Raw genomic sequence first — 17,375 nt, forward strand, 5'->3', positions numbered from 1 at the left:
TAAATAAAATGGAAATCAAAAGCGAGGCATATGCCTCGCTTTTTGTGTTTTATATTTAACTGAAATAACGTGGCAGTTTGCAATAAATCCCCTGAAAATCGGATAAAGTTGCTCCTGATGCATGTAAATTCATCAAGATGTTGATCTTATATTCTGGTGAACAGGTATGATTAATTAGAAATTAGACATAATTTTTACTTCACATTCTTAACCATAGAGTGATGGCCTCTTTTAAGTACACAATGATTAATCCAAATCTTCCTCTCGTTTATCACCCCAATTATTCATTTAGTTTTGATGAAAAACATCGTTTTGTGATGAGTAAATTTGCACGTCTTTATCAACATTTAGATAGCAAAGGGTATATAAATCAGCGCAATTTACATCAGCCTTCGGTGGGAGATTTTAAGCCGATGGAATTAGTGCATTGTGAAAGTTATGTACATGATCTATTTCACAATCAACTTGATAGCAAGGCAATGCGACGCATAGGTTTGCCATGGTCAGAACAATTAATGGCACGTACCTTTACCGCACCGTTAGGTACGCATTTGGCGGCTGAACTCGCGCTTGAACACGGTATCGCCTGTCATTTAGCTGGGGGCACGCATCATGCTCATTATGATTTTGGTTCAGGCTATTGCATGGTAAATGATTTGGCCTACACAGCAACACGGCTAATTAATGAAGGTAAAGCGCGAAACGTACTCATCTTTGATTGTGATGTGCACCAAGGCGATGGCACTGCGGCGATGCTTGTCCATAACCCTTATGTGTTTACCTGTTCAATTCATTGTGAAAAGAACTTTCCTTTTCGAAAGCAGCACAGCGATTTAGATATTGGCTTAGAGATAGGGTTAACTGATCCTGATTATTTAAATATCGTATCAACTACTTTAAATGACTTAATTGAACAACTTAATCCATCACTAGTTCTTTACGATGCTGGTGTCGATATTTGGCAACAAGATACGCTAGGCAAGTTAGACATTAGTTGGCAAGGTATCGCGGCCCGAGATTATGTTGTGCTTGATATTTGCCAGCGTAAAGGCGTGCCAGTAGCCACTGTGATTGGTGGGGGGTACGATAAAGATCATCAGCGATTAGCAGAGCGCCATGCTCTTGTTGTTGAGCAAGCAGCCCGATTTTAAATAACTGTGCAATTAGTCGGATACTATTAGCAAGGTTTTACGATTTTTATGCAACATACCCTTTCACCTAATAAGTTACTGAACAGCAAATGGACGGCAGTGTCACCACAAAATAAAGAAAAGCACTTTATGGTTACAAGTGTGGAGTTTGACGAAGAGGGCAGTGTGATTGAATGTATTATTGAAGCTGTTATGACCAAGCGCGAGCAAAGCATAAACTGGCGTAGCTTGAAAAACCCCGCGGTGTGGAAAATGGGGTGGCAATAGCATTTGTAAGGTACAAAAAAGCCTGTAACTGGATTACAGGCTTTTTGAAAAATAACGGCTAGTTATTTTGTTTTTTTAACTTGCTCAACTAACTTTACCACAACTACTGCGCGACGGTTTACTTTATGCGCTTCTTCAGTGTTGTCTTGACTTACTAGTTCAGACTCGCCTTTACCAGCAACCAGAATATTTGCAGCATTCACACCATGAGTATCAACTAAAATTGCCTTAACAGCTTCTGCACGTTTAACAGAAAGCTCTTGGTTATAAGTTTCATTTCCAAGGCTTGATGCGTGACCGCTGATTTTTGCTGTTACATCGTCATTTTTAAGGTACTCGGCAAATACCTCAATATCAGAAAAATAGTGTGGCGCGACATCAAATTGATCATGCTCGAAAAGCACCTCTAAACGTTCTACAACTTGACGCTCTTCAATTATCGTACAACCTTTGTTATCAACAACTTCATTGCTTGGTGTGTTTAAACAGTCATCTTGACCGTCAGCCACGCCATCTTGATCAGCATCTAATGGTGCAGGAGCCGCAGCTAATTGTTGTGTTGGCTTAGTTTCAGCAAAGGTATAAGAAACACCAAGTTTGAGTGCAGAGTCTGTGTAATCATTACTTTCAAGTGACTTAAGTAATAATGCTTCTGTGTTGACAGTCCAGTTGTCAGCCACTTCAAGGTAACCACCAAAACCAACATTCACTGCGCTAAATGAGTCATACACATCGATTTGCTTAACACCACCAACGAGGTAAAAACCTGATGTGCCTAAGTGATAAAGCGCGTCAACACCAACCCGGTGACCTGATTTATCGTTGTCTGTTGATTCAATTGCAAGGTTTAGCTTAGCTAGCTCAAGGCGTGCTGCAAAGCTTTCGTTAAAACGGTAACCAAAATCAACACCTAGACCGAGTGATTCACCCATTCGTTGCTGGGTGGTTTCTTCAGGATGCCAATGAGCAAAATAATAATCAGCAAAACCAGAAATATAAAAACTTAAATCTTTTTCTGATTGTTGTGCGTTTACAGTTGTTGCTGAAGTTGCTAAAGCAATTACGGGGATTAATTTTGCTATCTTCCCTTTGAAAATCATTCTTTATTCCTAATACAAAAGTGTGGAAAAAGCGCATTTTAACAGTGAATTATGACAATGCAAGATACTAATCAATATAAAATTATTTTGAATTAGATGTTTAAAATATAAAGCCTTTCAGCTGTAAACCCCATTTACAGTCAATCGGCTTGCTTTGCTCTTACTTGATTAATACGTAATAACACTTCGGCTGCAGCTTTAGCGTCATCGAGGGCGCGGTGATGATTTTTGAGTTCAATATCTAAGTCGACACACAGTTTACCTAGAGAATACGATTTATAACCGGGTAAATATTTGCGTGCTTGTTGTACGGTACAGATTTTCGCACGCGTATACTTTTTATTTAAACGGGCATATTCTTGGCGAATAAAGCCATAATCAAAATTAACATTATGGGCAACAAAAATTGCATTTTGACTAAATGTGTCTAATTTTTCGGCAATATGTTCAAAAAGAGGAGCATTTTTTACCATTTCATTACTAATACCGGTTAGTTCAGTAATCATTTTTGGAATATGTCGCTCAGGGTTTACCAGTGTTTGCCAGGTATCTGTAATAACGCCCTGCTCTACTTTTACTATACCGATTTCTGTGATGCGGTGCTGTTCTTTATTGCCACCCGTTGTTTCAATATCCACAACCACATAGCTTTGTTCGATATTAAAACGCCACTCAGTACGTTGTACTTTGACCTTAAAACCTGCATTGATAAGGTGCTTAATGCTGATTAGCTGATTGCGTCTTAGACTGTCTCCTGGTGCTTTAATTTCTTCAAAGTAGAGCACACCATTATGTATTACCATTAAATCGGGATAGCCATCACACAATTCTTTGAAATTTTTGCACATATTCAGTAAATGGCCATGTACCGCTTGAATCGGGGCATACTTTATAAACTCTATGAGTACCTCTAAAAGTTCTGGGTGCCAATAAAATAAGCCATTTGGCTCACCTGTGTAGGTGTTGATGGTGGCTGATAGATAATCAATAAATGCATCTTTATTGTTTAAATGTGCGAGCTTTTCATTAATTTCCAATTCTAATGTGCAAAAGAAAGAATCTTCTTTGAGTATTTTGGGGAAATTGGAAAACTCATTAGCACGTTTTGAACTTGGATGTTGGTAAAGTTCATGCCAAAAGGTGAGAGCAAATAAAGAGCGCCATAACTTGTTTTCGGTAAAGTAACATAGCTTTTGTTGTTTGATATAACGTTCTTTTACACCGCTTTCGACTTGTCCTAAATAGGCCTCATCAAGTGCGATTGGCTCGCCTGAATCGCGTAAAATGTCGGTTAAAACACTGGTGCGTTTTTGATTAAACTTTTGCGCATAAAAGTCTTCTGCAAAAAGTAATAAAGTTTCACTGTCAGGATCATCCAAAATTTCAACTAAGAGTTTTTCACAAAGTGCTTTTCGCTCTGATTTATAAAGCAAACGAATGTATTTTTCTTTTGCTGCTGGGTGATGCGATAGGCTTAATAACTGTTCAGCAAGCGCGCTGTTATCTGCAAGTAATGCTATTGCTAATTTATATAAACCATGATGGTATTTTTGCGCTGCAGTAAAACCTACTGGGGGCTCAGCGTTTAAAAGTGTTTTGGCTAGAGATGTTAAGGCCGTAATATCAGATTTATCTGTTTGCTTTATGTCATTAAATACGTTGGCATGTAAAAATGCGCTTTTAGCTTCATCCATGTCAGCAAAATTGGCATGTTGTTGCTGTACACCTTGTGTTTGCAGGACGCCTAAATCGCGCAGCGAAAATTGATTAAGTCTTCCTGATAAATGGCCAAAGTATAAAAACAGCAAATAGTTAAATGTGATTTGTTTTGCAAAGTAAATATGGTTGGTGACAATAGGGTGTTTTTTTACAACATCGTAGCTCAGAGCACCATTTTGGTTGTTTAAAACAAAGTTTAACCATTTGCTTTTATTGGCACTTTTTATGGGTTTATCGAACTCTAAACTAGCGCTTAATTCGATCAGGTCCTGTTTATTTAGCTGTGCAACAAAATCAGAAAAAGTATGTTTGCTTATGCGCGCTACAAACCCCGACTTTCGAAGTTGGTTTATTGCAGTTGCTGCATCGTTGATTTCGCTATAATACAGAGTGTCTTTGCGGATAAAGGCGGATTTACGATTAAGAATGCGCACTAAAATACACTTTGCCTCTTCATTTAATGTCTCAAAGGTATTTAGAAAGTCTAATTCCGAGGCTGCCAATAAATGCGCTGAAGTTGATTTAATAAACGCTACAAACTCAACAAAATGGGACAAATAGTACTTTTCTGGCAACTCTTTCATTGGATTGGGGTCTTAACAACACGATTGCAATATTTTGCTCTGCAAAAGTCGGCTAATCAATCATTTTGCACGTATTAACATTTTCTAACCAATAAGCTTTTACTGATCCTCTGAGGATTTGTTAGTTTATGTTTATTCACATTCAAGGAAGTAACATGAAAATAATAACAGCCTTAATCGTTACTCTTGGCTTTGTTAGCACAGCAAGTTTAGCAAATAATAAAAACACCCTATTTAACGAAGTACTTATTAATACGGAGTTGACCTTATCCCAGCCAGTTTATCCACTTGATTTACTGCCAAACCCAGGTAAAGAGCTGATGCTAATAGGTACCTTTAATGGAAAGCAGTACATCGATATTTATGGTGCATCCGAATCTGCTTTGTATAACCGCATTAAAAGAGTAGAAGTACCTAAAAGCATGTTGGGTTTTGACGTTACACAATGGCAAAACGCGCAGCAGCAAGTGTATTTATTTTCTGCAGAGGCTATTTATCAATTACAACTGGAAAACGAATTGATAATTGAGCCTATTGTCGATATTCAAACTTACCTTAAAAAAGACATTGCTCCGCATTTATCAAAAATGGACTTTGTACATAACGTTAATAACGACTTAAAAGCAGACTTTTTAACGACAGATTTAAACGCGAGTTTTCTCTATTTATCAGGTGATCACGGCTACTACAAAGTGAATATTGATTTACCTGCTCGGTTAGATATTGAAGGGCATAGTGCCGAAATAGAGCCGCCACGATTTGCTTTTTTTGATACCAATGAAGACAAAATAGCTGAGTTAATTGGTTTTAAAAATGCTGAGTTAACGCTCTTACCCAGCATTAACGCCAAAAATGCCCAAGTGATTAAGTTAAAAGAGGATATTATGGTGGATGATTGGTGGCACACAAAAGATGCCGATGGCGAATCACTTGACCAAAGTAATCTTGTTTACAGGAAGTTAGAGCGTATTGAGGATGTAAATCATGATGGTATTTTTGATTTAGTGGTGCGCTATACCAAAAGTTCCGGGGCGCTTGATAGGCAAAATGATTATGAAATTTATGCCGGTGCTATTGATGCGGGCAAAATTGTTTTTCAACAAAAAACCAGTTCGCTTATTCAAGACGAAGGCACACTCACCGACCTTACTTTTGTTGATATTAATGGCGATAAGCAATTAGAAGCGTTAGTTTCTGGTTTTGATATTGGCGTGTCGCAAATTATTGGTGCGCTTTTATCTGGGTCAATCTCGCAGGACGTGCATTTGTTTTATCAAAACGGGCAGGGCAATTTCACGCCAAAAAATAAAATAACTCGCGAAGTAGAGCTAAGTTTTAGTATTTCAAAAGGGCGCAGCGGCTCCCCAGTGGTGCTGTTTGCCGATGTAAACGGTGATGGCAAAAAAGACTGGGTGTTGTCAGATGAGCAAAAAGCGGTCAACGTTTATTTAGCTAAAAGTAAGCATGACTTTGAGCGTAGGGCGACAAAATACAAAACCACTTTACCGATGCAGGGCAGGCGAGTGGTCAGTACCGACTTAAACCAAGATGGACGAGATGATCTGGTGATGAGCTATGGCAGACTTGATGATGAAAACATGCGCAGCACCATAAAAATATTGTTCGCGCAAAGCTAAATAGTCATATTAAGTAGTAAGGTGCTGAACTACACTTATACATTATTCGCTCAAGGATCTGTTTGTGCTTAAACGTATTTTTGCTGCCAGTTTGCTGGCAACATCCTTTTTTTCCTATGCCGGTGCGATTAAATTTGGCTTTAATCAACATCATTATTCCCCTCATGTTATTCATGATGATAACTTTACGGCACAATCGGGTATTGTGTTGGATGTAAGCAAAATTGTTGCTGAAGAAGCTGGTTTTATTGCCAAATTATTGCCTTTACCGCGCAAACGTATTGAAGGGTTTTTAGTTGAAGGGAAAATTGATGCGCTATGTCATACAAATCCGGCATGGTACCCAAATCCAAGTTTATTGTGGAGCAAACCACTGTATAGGGATGGTGATGTAGTGGTGAGCAATCGCAAATTACTCTCACTTGATGCCTTTTATGAGAACAAAGATTTTAAACTTGGCACTGTACTTGGCTATAAATACCCAGAAATAGCTCCATACTTTGCCACCGGCATCGTAAAACGTTTTAATAGCACCTCGTCTAAAGGAAGCGCTGCGCGATTTATAAAGGGCGAGTTAGACGGCTTTATTTCGTCTCTAAGTGAGGCGAATTATTTGGTGCAACTTAAGCGCTTTAATGTGCTTGCAATAAACGACAATCAAATCCATTGTACGTTTTCGCCAAAGCTAAGTGAAGAGAAACGAAATCGGTTATTGAAGGCAACTGAGCAGTTAAAAGAGAAAGGAGAGTTCGAGCATATTCTTGCAAAATACATCAAGCCAGATTAATACGGTTTTACTATAGCTTAGACAAATAAAAAGGGCCCATAAAGGGCCCTTTGGTTTTCTCTAGTATCGTTCAAATTTTTTGCCAGTCTTAACCCCTTAAGACAATTAGGCAACCCTTCGCAGGGCTCCAGTACCGGAGTGTTAATCAAGTACTTGGATTTGGTAAGTGAAAATGCCGCAGCACTTTCACTAAATAAAGCGGCTATACAAGTAACTATACCCTTGGGTATTAACTCAACCTACATCCCACATGCAAGTAGCTGTTGATTTAGCACATTTATCAACGAATTCGTTTGTATCGTGCCTGCAATAAAAACGAATAACTACTTTGTTCAGTTTGCGTTACTTCTAGCCGAGTAACCGTTATGCAATCGACAGGAAAAAGCCTGCAATTGCTGCGCTCATTAAATTAGCCATAGATCCAGCTAATACCGCGCGTAAACCAAGTTGCGCTATGTCTTTACGGCGACTTGGTGCCATACCGCCGATGCCACCAAGCAAAATAGCGATAGAGCTTAAATTAGCAAATCCACACAACGCAAAGGTAACCACAGCTTTAGTGTGCTCGCTCAGTTGCGCTTGGTAATTCATAAAATCTAAGTAAGCAACAAACTCGTTTACTACTAATTTTTGCCCGATGAAGCTACCAGCAAGTTGCGCTTCACTCCACGGAATACCTAATAGCCATGCAATCGGTGCAAAGGCATAACCTAAGATTTGTTGAATGGTTAAATCAGGGTTATCAAACCAGCCGCCTAACCAACCTACAAAACCATTAGTTAATGCAATAAGAGCTACAAACGCAAGTAACATAGCACCTACATTCATCGCTAATTGCATGCCGTTTAATGCACCACCAGCGGCTGCATCAATTACGTTTACAGGTTTTTCATCCGTGTGATCTAATTCATCTAAATCTTGTTTTGGTGATTCTGTTTCTGGCACCATCATTTTTGCCATTAAGAACCCACCTGGTGCAGCCATAAAGCTTGCTGCAATAAGGTATTTTAATTCAACACCTAAACTTACATAACCCGCTAAGATAGAGCCAGCTACAGTTGCTAAACCACCTACCATCACGGCAAATAGTTCAGAGCGAGTCATGGTTGCAATAAACGGTTTTACTACCAGTGGTGCTTCTGTTTGACCAACGAAAATATTGGCGGTAGCTGAAAGCGACTCAGGCTTAGATGTGCCTAATAATTTTTGTAAGCCACCACCTAAAATCTTAATTATCCAGTCCATAATGCGTAGGTGGTATAAAACCGCGACCAACGCAGAGAAAAAAACAATTACAGGCAGTACTTTAATTGCAAAAACAAAGCCAATGCCTTCTATTTCGTTACCAGCTAAGCCGCCAAACAAAAAGCGAATGCCATCGTTCGCATAGCTAATTACATTGGCAACACCAACTGAAATACCGTTAAGTACTTCACGTCCAGCAGGTACGTATAAAACAAACGCACCGATCAGCACTTGCAGTGCAAACGCACCACTTACAGTGCGTAAATTAATTTTTTTACGATTAGTTGAGCATATAAATGCAATGGCGAGTAAGCTCGCAATACCAACTAAACTCATTAAAGAGGTCATAAGTCTTTCCCAAGTTACCTTTTATTGAAGTAATTGTTTTATCTTGCTTTTTAATATATCAATGGCAACTCGATTGCGCCCCCCTCGGGTCACAACAACATCCGCATTGTGTTTTGATGGGTCAATAAATTGGTAAAACATTGGTCTTACCGTTGCTTGGTATTGCTCAATCACAGATTGCAAGCTTCTGCCACGCTCTTCTAAATCACGCTGCATACGACGCATCAAACAAATATCTAATGGGGTATCAATAAATACCTTAATATTAAACTCATCACACAGCTTAGGATCTGAAAGGAGTAAAATACCTTCTACAATCAATATTTTAGCCGGCTGGATTCGACGTGTTTGATCGCTGCGCGTGTGTTTCGCATAGTCGTAAACAGGAATATCTACCGATTCGCCCGCTTTCAGATGATTTAAATGTGATAATAATAGCTCATGCTCAAATGCATCTGGGTGATCGTAGTTCGTTTGCGTTCTGTGTTCGAACGGCAAATGAGACTGATCACGGTAATACGCGTCTTCTTCAATAATGGCGATAGCACCGGGTGCTAATTCATTTACAAGTTCATTGTAAATCGTTTGACTAAACAACGACTTTCCAGAAGCAGATGCACCTGCAATCGCGATAATTGTGCGTGTCACAAAAACGTTACCTTAAAAATCATTACAAAAGTGACTTACCTTATCAAAAAAGCGCACAATTATCTTTAGTTAGTGTCGCCTACCGGTTCTTTCCTGAATACCGCGACAAATTTAGCTCCTTTAACTGGTTAAAAACAGGACAAAAGTCCTGTGTTATGCATGATGCAAAGCCTAGAGTATTTATATCGCTAACGTAATTTGGCAAGGCGAAATATTTGCCAGTAGCTAAACTAAAAGCAAACACCTTTTTGGTCAATTAAACTGAGGTAACTATGGCAAGAGCGCTAATTCTAATGGCAGACAGTTTAGGTATCGGTGCAGCGCCCGATGCTGAGCGTTTTGGTGACAAAGGCGCAAATACCTTAGCCCATTTATTAGCAGCCTATCATGGCGAAACAGGTCACAAGCTAGCGTTACCTAATTTATCGAAACTGGGTCTTATCGATGCCTGTGAAGAGGCGAGTAATACTAATTGCCAAGTTGCTGAGCGTAACCAGCCAATTGCAGCTTATGGTTACGCTAAAGAAATTTCATCAGGTAAAGACACGCCATCAGGTCATTGGGAAATGGCTGGGGTGCCTGTGCTTTTTGATTGGGGCTATTTTCACGATAAACAAAATAGTTTTCCAAAAGCGTTTATTGAAGAATTTATTAAACGCGCAAATTTGCCTGGTATTTTAGGCAACTGTCACTCATCAGGAACAGTGATTCTAGAAGCGCTTGGTGAAGAGCATATCAAGACAGGCAAGCCAATTTGTTACACCTCAACCGATAGTGTATTCCAAATTGCCTGTCATGAAGACATTTTTGGTCTTGAACGTTTATATGAGATTTGCCAAATTGCGCGAGAGTTATTAGACGAATACAACATTGGCCGTGTGATTGCACGTCCATTTTTAGGTGATGCAGCAGATAACTTTGCTAGAACGGGCAACCGCCGTGATTATTCTGTATTACCTCCTGCACCAACTTTATTAGATAAACTTGCTGAGAATAATGGTGCGGTGATTAGCATTGGTAAAATCTCAGACATTTATGCCCACCAAGGTATCACTGAAAAACACAAAGCGCCTGGTCTTGAAAACTTAATGGCAAAGACAGTTGAAGTATTTGGCAGTGCAAAAGATCACAGTTTAACGTTTGTTAACTTAGTGGACTTTGATGAAAAGTTTGGTCATCGCCGTGATGCTATTGGCTACGCAAAAGCACTAAAACAATTGGACGACTATTTACCTGAGTTTTTAGCGTTACTTGGTAAAGATGATGTATTGATGATCACAGCTGATCACGGCTGTGACCCAACTTGGCAGGGCACAGATCACACGCGTGAATACGTACCTGTTATCGCGTATACCCCAGGTATGAATGCTGTAAATTTAGGTGAACGCGACACCTTTGCCGATATTGGCCAAACCTTAGCCCAATGGTTCTCACTTGCACCATTGGAATATGGAAACAGTTTTAAATCTCAGCTTGGCAGCTAACTTAATAGGAAAGATTATGAGCACTCCACACATTAATGCACAATTAAATGATTTTGCCGAAACGGTATTAATGCCAGGCGATCCGCTTCGTGCGAAACATATTGCTGAAACGTTTTTAGATGATGCACGTGAAGTAACATCAGTTAGAAATATTTTAGGTTACACAGGAACATACAATGGAAAACCTGTGAGCATCATGGCATCTGGCATGGGTATTCCTTCAATGAGCATTTATGCTCGAGAGTTAATTGTTAGTTATGGCGTTAAAAACTTAATTCGTATTGGTACCTGTGGCGGTATTGGTAGCGACATTAAAATTCGCGATATTATTTTTGCACAAGGTGCATCTACTGACTCAAATGTAAACCGTGCTCGTGTTCAAGGTTATGACTTTGCTGCAATTGCAAATTTCGACCTGCTTGTAAATGGTGTTGAAGCGGCAAAACGCTTAGGTATTTCTGCAAAAGTAGGCAATGTTTTCACTACAGACACCTTCTATCAAGCTTCAACAGAGCTATATCAAAAGCTTGATAAGTTAGGTGTGTTGGCTGTAGATATGGAAACTGCAGGCCTTTACGGTGTTGCGGCTGAGTATGGCGCAAATGCAATGGCATTATTTACTGTAAGTGACCATGTGATCACAGGCGAAGCAACGCCAAGTGAAGAAAGACAAACTAGTTTTAATGAAATGGTTAAAATTGCACTAGAGTCAATTTAACGGTTTTATTAAATTCCTCCTAAACAGTTGTGAAGTCAAAGCCAGTATTTTTACTGGCTTTTTTTTATTCTGAAGGTAACTTTAAATAACTGATAAGTGAACAGTTACACACTTTATTACAGATAGATCGTGAGATTAACACTGTGCTTACCTCTGCAACAGACGAAATTACTGATGTTTGCTACTTTTAATAGGCGTTCAAAGAGAATGAGGAATGGACTATGAAAGCATTAGCATTACCATTAGTGAGTGCATCACTATTAGCGTTACCAACAGCGGGTATCGCATTTAATAAATCTACCATTGAATCAGTGCTAGTTCAGGCGTGTAAGGATGTAAAAAGTAATAACGTTTATAAGTTACGCTCCAATTTAAAAACCAATCATCTTAGCACCCATGTTATTAGCGAAAAGCTAATGTGTAATGGCGAAAGTGTTTACGATTTCGCGATGACACATAATGCGGATAAAACGGCAAAAGTATTAAGAATTGGATCAGTATCAATTCATGATGTTGCACTTAATAATGCAGATAAAATTTGGGTTTGGCTAGATGAATAGCCCTTTAAATTTAGATAGTTACTAAACAGTCTGCATATATTCGCAGGCTGTTTTGTCAACCCCCTTTACAGAAAATATTGTCATCACATTTCCAAGCTACTGTAATATAAATGCCATCTAAAGTTCATAACATACCCGAAAAAAAATGAGGTATGGCAATGGAACACGAAAAATTACAACTTATCGATCAAATCGTCTCAACTGCCAAACGAGAGTTTGATATTGATTTAGCAAAAGAAAAACTACTTTCTGAAGAAGAATATCGCACCTTAGTGTTTACTGAACTAGCAAGTTTAGAAAATGCTGAGCTTAATCGCTTAATTAGCTTATTTGACCAAGCGAGCAATAATCCACAACAAGCATCAGTGCACAATGAGCAATCAACATCTCATCGAAATAAAGGTGTGCTTATTGCTTCATCAATTGCATTTATCGCACTTTGTGCCATTGGCGCATGGTTTGGCTTTTCTGGAACAAAGACGCAGCAAAATGAAATTGTTGCTTTACCAGCCAAAGTTGTTTCACAAAAATCACCTGAAATGGCAAAACCTAAACCAGCAGAGCAAATACCTGAAGTCGCTTATCAATCATTGTTTGCAATTCACGGTTCTAACACCATTGGTGAAAAGTTAGCACCTGCGTTACTAAAAGCTTATTTTGAAGAGCAGGGTGCTAAAGAGATAGATTGGCAGCAAGGAAAAATAGCAACAGAACGCACCATGAAATTTGACATGGATGGCGAGAAATTAGCAATTGCTTTAGCTGCGCATGGATCGTCCACGGCATTTAAAGCGCTGAATGCGAATATGGCACAGATCGGCATGTCATCTCGTAAAATAAAAACCAGTGAAATTGAAGCGTTAAAAGGGCAATCGGGTGACCTTTCCAAACTAGGCAATGAACATATTATTGCGTTAGATGGTTTAGCGATTATCGTTAATCAAAATAACCCGTTAAAAACGATCACGACAGAAACACTATCACGTATTTTTTCTGGTGAGATTAGTAACTGGGCTGAAATCGGCGGAGAACAAGCTCCTATTAATGTGCTTGCTCGCGATGATAATTCAGGTACTTTTGATACCTTTAAATCATTGGTGTTAAAGAAATACGGCCGTAAGTTAACGAAAATAGCAAAGCGTTTCGAGTCGAGCTCTGAACTATCTGAGCATGTTTCACGTGATGATTTTGCCATTGGCTTTATTGGCTTAAATTACATTCGCTACAGCAAGGCACTTGCAATTGCCGACAGCAGTGATACAAAAGCCATTTACCCAACTCGCTTTACGATTGCAACTGAAGACTACCCACTTGCTCGCAGACTTTACCTTTACACACCAACTAACAGCGCAACCCAAATTAAAGATTTTGCCAATTTTGCAATTTCAGACCGTGGTCAAGAAATTGTGCAAGAGTTGGGGCTAATATCGCAATCTATTCGTGTTGAAGATGTGGCATCAAGTGAATTAGCACCAGATAAATACAACCAATATGCCAAATTAGCGAAGCGCTTGTCGTTAAACTTCCGTTTTAACTATGCTACACGCGACTTGGATAACAAAGGTAAGCGAGATTTGCAACGTTTAGTATCTTTTGTTGAAGAAAACCCAAGTAAGAAACTGGTACTTATGGGCTTTTCTGACAGTATTGGTGCACGCGACAAAAACACCATGTTATCGTTAAGCCGTGCTAAAAGTGTTGAACAAGAGCTAAATGCTCGTGGCATTAACGTATATGCAGTTGAAGGTTTTGGTGAAGATATGCCACTGGCCAATAATGATAATGAAGTAGGGCGCGAACGTAATCGTCGTGTTGAGGTATGGGTACTTTAGATAACCTGTTTATTATCGCTTACTAATTTATTAGCGTGATACTTTACCTTTATAGGCTGAAGTATCACGTTTTAGCAGACTCAGCTTGTAATTGCTAAAGTCGTTTCACATCCTTTATTCTTAAATTCCGCTTGTTTAGTCATAACTCTGTCATTTTTCTCGCTTAAACTCTGTGCTTCAATATTTAGGAGGGTTATAAAGTGCACAATTTATTAATGGATAAAGCGAGTTTATCGCAAGTGTTTCTAGCTTTTGCACCAATGGAAGCTTTGAAAGTAAAGCATAATATTGAATTTGCAATTAATGCGTTGTCACTTCCTTCACCTGAACTGCTTGCTGAAATGCAAACCTTGGGTATTGATTTACCAAGCTCGCCAAGTGCATCTAAAAAAGTTGATTTAGCAACAATTAATAGCACAGTGCTTACCACTCATTTAACAGAGCTCTTCTTAGATAAGCATAAATTGCTAAAAACCTTTTCTGAGTTTTCACTCAGCGAACAAGTAGCATTAAGAGCGTTTTTAAATAACCTGATGCCAATGCTACATCTTCCTCCAGCATCCTTAGTCGAAAAGATGCAGCGTGAAGGTGTGCTGGATGCATTAATGGGCGAAGAAAATAAAGCACAAGCGGTTAAAAATAAAATAGCCTCAATAAATGCTGCTAAAGAGAATCATAAACTCGATGCTGTGAAAGCGCGTCTTGCAAAACTTTCTGAAAGCCAAAAACAATGTCCTGATGAGCTAAAAATAGCGCGTGTAAAGGCAAATTTGAACAAAGCGGTGACTGAGACACAGCCTGAAGTGTTGATAGATATAAAAAATAAGATTGTTCAGCTAGGTTAATCCTTAATAACAGAGCACCATTTTATTAACTCAATGAGCAACGCTTACTAAAATCACTTTTAACCACCTTCTGTGGCCTGTACCAGATGCTTACAAAGCAAATTTTTACTAACTTACAGGCCTCACCCCTCATTTATAAACCCTGCACAGTAAAAAACCTCATAAAAAATGACGAAAATTTACAGCAGAGATCATCATTTTACTAAGTGTGCTTAAAAAACGGATTAAAAAGATAGGCCAAGTTAGTAAAAATTTGATCTGTGAACGGTGTTTAGGCAGAAAAATACCAACTCGTTAGTAAAATTATGATCTGTGATGCTAGAAACTTGGTTTAAATGGGACTTAACTTAGTAAAAATGTGATCCAGCTATGATTTCGATGCTGATTTTTTAATTCACCTAGTAAAATTATGATCTCAGAATCGGAAATGTTAGTAAAAATGTGATCTCAAATGAAGCTTGTTAGTAAAATTCTGATCTTAAATAAACTAATTTTGCCACTTTTAGCTGCAAAGCTGACATAAAAAGCACAGTAATGCATCAAAATTGAACAACTGTTAACGTTAGTTTTACAAATTATGGGTTTTTGATTTAGCTAGTAAAATAGCGATCTGATTTTTAAGTTGGTAATTCAGCACTTAGTAAAAATATGATCTAAGTAATCGGTCTGTGTCACAAATGAAAAAAAGGCCATATGGCCTTTGGATCACAGTTAGGGATACATAAAATTTTTTTAAAAAAGCTAGGCGCTTTGCCTAGCTTAATCTTTATGGCGAATAATCTTTGCCCTATGGGTATTAAGAGAACTGGTTCATAGTGTTGTCTTCACCAGCTGCTTTAAGCGCAGCGTCACCAGAGAAGTACTCTTTGTGGTCATCACCCATGTCAGAACCCGCCATATTTTGGTGTTTAACACAGGCAATACCTTGACGAATTTCTTGACGCTGAACGTTCTTAACATAACCAAGCATACCTTGCTCACCGAAGTACTCTTTTGCAAGGTTATCGGTTGATAACGCTGCAGTGTGGTAAGTAGGCAGTGTAATTAAGTGGTGGAATATACCTGCTTCACGTGCTGCATCAGCTTGGAAAGTACGGATCTTCTCATCAGCTAATGCTGCAAGTTCAGTGCTGTCGTACTCAACACTCATTAGCTGGTCGCGGTTGTACTGCGAAACATCCTTACCTTCTTCGACCATTGCATCAAATACTTGCTGACGGAAGTTTAGAGTCCAGTTGAACGATGGTGAGTTGTTATAAACTAGTTTTGCATTAGGAATAACTTTACGAATTTCATTTACCATAGCACCAATTTGGCCTACGTGTGGCTTCTCAGTTTCAATCCACAGTAAATCTGCACCATTTTGTAATGATGTAATACAATCAAGTACACAGCGCTCTTCACCAGTACCTGGGCGGAATTGGAATAGGTTACTTGGTAAACGCTTAGGACGAACAAGTTTGCCGTTACGGTTAAGAATAACGTCACCGTTTTTAATATCTGTAGATTCAATTTCTTCTACATCTAGGAAAGCGTTATATTGGTCGCCTAAATCACCTGGTTCATTGCTTACTGCGATTTGTTTGGTAAGGCCTGCACCTAATGAATCGGTACGCGCTACAATGATGCCGTTATCAACACCTAATTCAAGGAATGCATAACGAACAGCATTAATTTTCGCTAGGAAATCTTCATGTGGAACCGTTACTTTGCCGTCTTGGTGACCACATTGTTTTTCATCTGATACTTGGTTTTCAATTTGAATACAACATGCACCTGCTTCAATCATTTTCTTCGCAAGTAGGTAAGTTGCTTCTTCGTTACCAAAACCTGCATCAATATCGGCAATAATTGGTACAACGTGGGTTTTATGGTTTTCAATTTTATCCAGCACAGCTTGTTCAGTTGCGCTATCACCAGCTTTACGGGCTGCGTCTAATTCACGGAAATAACCACCTAATTCACGCGCATCTGCTTGACGAAGGAAAGTGTATAGCTCTGCAATTAGTGCTGCTACAGACGTTTTTTCATGCATTGATTGGTCTGGTAGCGGACCAAATTCAGAGCGAAGTGCTGCTACCATCCAGCCAGAAAGGTATAAGTAACGACGGTCAGTGTTATTTTGGAAATGCTTTTTAATTGAAATCATTTTTTGTTGGCCAATAAAACCGTGCCAACAACCTAGAGACTGAGTGTACTTTGATGGATCTTGGTCGTACGCTTCCATATCTTTACGCATGATATCGGCAGTGTAGCGTGCAATCTCTAAACCATTTTGAAAGCGATTTTGTAGACGCATTCGCGCTGCTGACTCAGGGTTAATGTTCTGCCATTTTTTGTCACCAACTTCTTTTAAAGTTGTAATGCGGTCAATCTCTTGTTGGTAAGTAAGTTGTGTAGCCATCGTTATCATTCCTTCATCTTGTTTAATTGGATGGCGCTGGTGTTAT

Annotated in this window: 14 protein-coding genes; 9 read left to right on the forward strand and 5 right to left on the reverse strand. The window is 39.0% G+C overall.

Annotated elements, in window-relative coordinates; translation table 11 throughout:
• The first annotated feature begins 242 nt into the window (after positions 1-242).
• Positions 243-1,151 (forward strand): histone deacetylase, encoded by a 909-nt coding sequence (locus ABYD77_RS02510; protein WP_372766684.1) that lies wholly within the window; start codon positions 243-245, stop codon positions 1,149-1,151.
• Positions 1,152-1,199: 48 nt separating this feature from the next.
• Entirely contained in the window at positions 1,200-1,418 is a 219-nt protein-coding gene (locus ABYD77_RS02515; RefSeq protein ID WP_372766686.1) for a TIGR02450 family Trp-rich protein, read from the forward strand.
• A gap of 62 nt (positions 1,419-1,480) precedes the next feature.
• Here the strand turns inward: ABYD77_RS02515 and ABYD77_RS02520 are convergent, their stop codons facing one another.
• Positions 1,481-2,518 carry an OmpA family protein gene (locus tag ABYD77_RS02520; protein ID WP_372766688.1) on the reverse strand — a complete coding sequence of 346 codons (1,038 nt, stop codon included), beginning with the start codon at positions 2,516-2,518 and terminating at the stop codon, positions 1,481-1,483.
• Between the two features lie 140 nt (positions 2,519-2,658).
• Complete coding sequence (locus tag ABYD77_RS02525; RefSeq protein WP_372766690.1) at positions 2,659-4,821, reverse strand: exonuclease domain-containing protein; 2,163 nt, start codon at positions 4,819-4,821, stop codon at positions 2,659-2,661.
• A 155-nt stretch (positions 4,822-4,976) separates the two neighbouring features.
• On the opposite strand from ABYD77_RS02525, the gene ABYD77_RS02530 reads away from it, so the two are divergent.
• Both ABYD77_RS02530 and ABYD77_RS02535 read left to right on the forward strand, forming a co-directional pair.
• Positions 4,977-6,458: an FG-GAP repeat domain-containing protein gene (locus ABYD77_RS02530; RefSeq protein ID WP_372766692.1), complete on the forward strand. Its 1,482-nt coding sequence runs from the start codon at positions 4,977-4,979 to the stop codon at positions 6,456-6,458.
• Between the two features lie 64 nt (positions 6,459-6,522).
• Positions 6,523-7,245, forward strand: coding sequence for a substrate-binding periplasmic protein (locus ABYD77_RS02535; RefSeq protein ID WP_372766694.1), 723 nt, complete (start codon positions 6,523-6,525; stop codon positions 7,243-7,245).
• A gap of 363 nt (positions 7,246-7,608) precedes the next feature.
• Here the strand turns inward: ABYD77_RS02535 and ABYD77_RS02540 are convergent, their stop codons facing one another.
• Together ABYD77_RS02540 and udk are read right to left on the reverse strand one after the other, a co-directional pair.
• Complete coding sequence (locus ABYD77_RS02540; protein WP_372766696.1) at positions 7,609-8,838, reverse strand: NupC/NupG family nucleoside CNT transporter; 1,230 nt, start codon at positions 8,836-8,838, stop codon at positions 7,609-7,611.
• Positions 8,839-8,859: 21 nt separating this feature from the next.
• The gene (gene udk, locus ABYD77_RS02545) at positions 8,860-9,486 is read right to left on the reverse strand and encodes a uridine kinase (RefSeq protein WP_372766700.1); all 627 of its coding nucleotides are present in this window, start codon (positions 9,484-9,486) and stop codon (positions 8,860-8,862) included.
• Positions 9,487-9,758: 272 nt separating this feature from the next.
• Between udk and ABYD77_RS02550 the strand changes: the two genes are divergently transcribed.
• The 5 genes from ABYD77_RS02550 to ABYD77_RS02570 all read left to right on the forward strand — a co-directional run bounded on the left by ABYD77_RS02550 (position 9,759) and on the right by ABYD77_RS02570 (position 14,925).
• Entirely contained in the window at positions 9,759-10,970 is a 1,212-nt protein-coding gene (locus ABYD77_RS02550) for a phosphopentomutase (RefSeq protein ID WP_372766703.1), read from the forward strand.
• A gap of 16 nt (positions 10,971-10,986) precedes the next feature.
• Positions 10,987-11,688 (forward strand): purine-nucleoside phosphorylase, encoded by a 702-nt coding sequence (gene deoD / locus ABYD77_RS02555; protein ID WP_372766706.1) that lies wholly within the window; start codon positions 10,987-10,989, stop codon positions 11,686-11,688.
• A 221-nt stretch (positions 11,689-11,909) separates the two neighbouring features.
• Positions 11,910-12,248, forward strand: a complete 339-nt coding sequence (locus ABYD77_RS02560; protein ID WP_372766708.1) for a DUF3718 domain-containing protein — start codon at positions 11,910-11,912, stop codon at positions 12,246-12,248.
• A gap of 158 nt (positions 12,249-12,406) precedes the next feature.
• The gene (locus tag ABYD77_RS02565) at positions 12,407-14,080 is read left to right on the forward strand and encodes a substrate-binding domain-containing protein (RefSeq protein ID WP_372766710.1); all 1,674 of its coding nucleotides are present in this window, start codon (positions 12,407-12,409) and stop codon (positions 14,078-14,080) included.
• A 200-nt stretch (positions 14,081-14,280) separates the two neighbouring features.
• The gene (locus ABYD77_RS02570) at positions 14,281-14,925 is read left to right on the forward strand and encodes a hypothetical protein (RefSeq protein ID WP_372766712.1); all 645 of its coding nucleotides are present in this window, start codon (positions 14,281-14,283) and stop codon (positions 14,923-14,925) included.
• A gap of 796 nt (positions 14,926-15,721) precedes the next feature.
• Here the strand turns inward: ABYD77_RS02570 and ABYD77_RS02575 are convergent.
• Positions 15,722-17,329: an isocitrate lyase gene (locus tag ABYD77_RS02575; RefSeq protein ID WP_372766714.1), complete on the reverse strand. Its 1,608-nt coding sequence runs from the start codon at positions 17,327-17,329 to the stop codon at positions 15,722-15,724.
• Between the last annotated feature and the right edge of the window lie 46 nt (positions 17,330-17,375).

It is taken from the genome of Pseudoalteromonas sp. (assembly GCF_041629635.1).
GTDB lineage: Bacteria > Pseudomonadota > Gammaproteobacteria > Enterobacterales > Alteromonadaceae > Pseudoalteromonas.

Excerpts from the sequence above, each read along its gene's own strand:
- ABYD77_RS02510 (WP_372766684.1), top strand. The coding sequence starts at position 243 with ATGATTAATCCAAATCTTCCTCTCGTTTATCACCCCAATTATTCATTT.
- ABYD77_RS02515 (WP_372766686.1), top strand. The coding sequence starts at position 1,200 with ATGCAACATACCCTTTCACCTAATAAGTTACTGAACAGCAAATGGACG.
- ABYD77_RS02520 (WP_372766688.1), bottom strand. The coding sequence starts at position 2,518 with ATGATTTTCAAAGGGAAGATAGCAAAATTAATCCCCGTAATTGCTTTA.
- ABYD77_RS02525 (WP_372766690.1), bottom strand. The coding sequence starts at position 4,821 with ATGAAAGAGTTGCCAGAAAAGTACTATTTGTCCCATTTTGTTGAGTTT.
- ABYD77_RS02530 (WP_372766692.1), top strand. The coding sequence starts at position 4,977 with ATGAAAATAATAACAGCCTTAATCGTTACTCTTGGCTTTGTTAGCACA.
- ABYD77_RS02540 (WP_372766696.1), bottom strand. The coding sequence starts at position 8,838 with ATGACCTCTTTAATGAGTTTAGTTGGTATTGCGAGCTTACTCGCCATT.
- ABYD77_RS02550 (WP_372766703.1), top strand. The coding sequence starts at position 9,759 with ATGGCAAGAGCGCTAATTCTAATGGCAGACAGTTTAGGTATCGGTGCA.
- deoD (WP_372766706.1), top strand. The coding sequence starts at position 10,987 with ATGAGCACTCCACACATTAATGCACAATTAAATGATTTTGCCGAAACG.
- ABYD77_RS02560 (WP_372766708.1), top strand. The coding sequence starts at position 11,910 with ATGAAAGCATTAGCATTACCATTAGTGAGTGCATCACTATTAGCGTTA.
- ABYD77_RS02565 (WP_372766710.1), top strand. The coding sequence starts at position 12,407 with ATGGAACACGAAAAATTACAACTTATCGATCAAATCGTCTCAACTGCC.
- ABYD77_RS02575 (WP_372766714.1), bottom strand. The coding sequence starts at position 17,329 with ATGGCTACACAACTTACTTACCAACAAGAGATTGACCGCATTACAACT.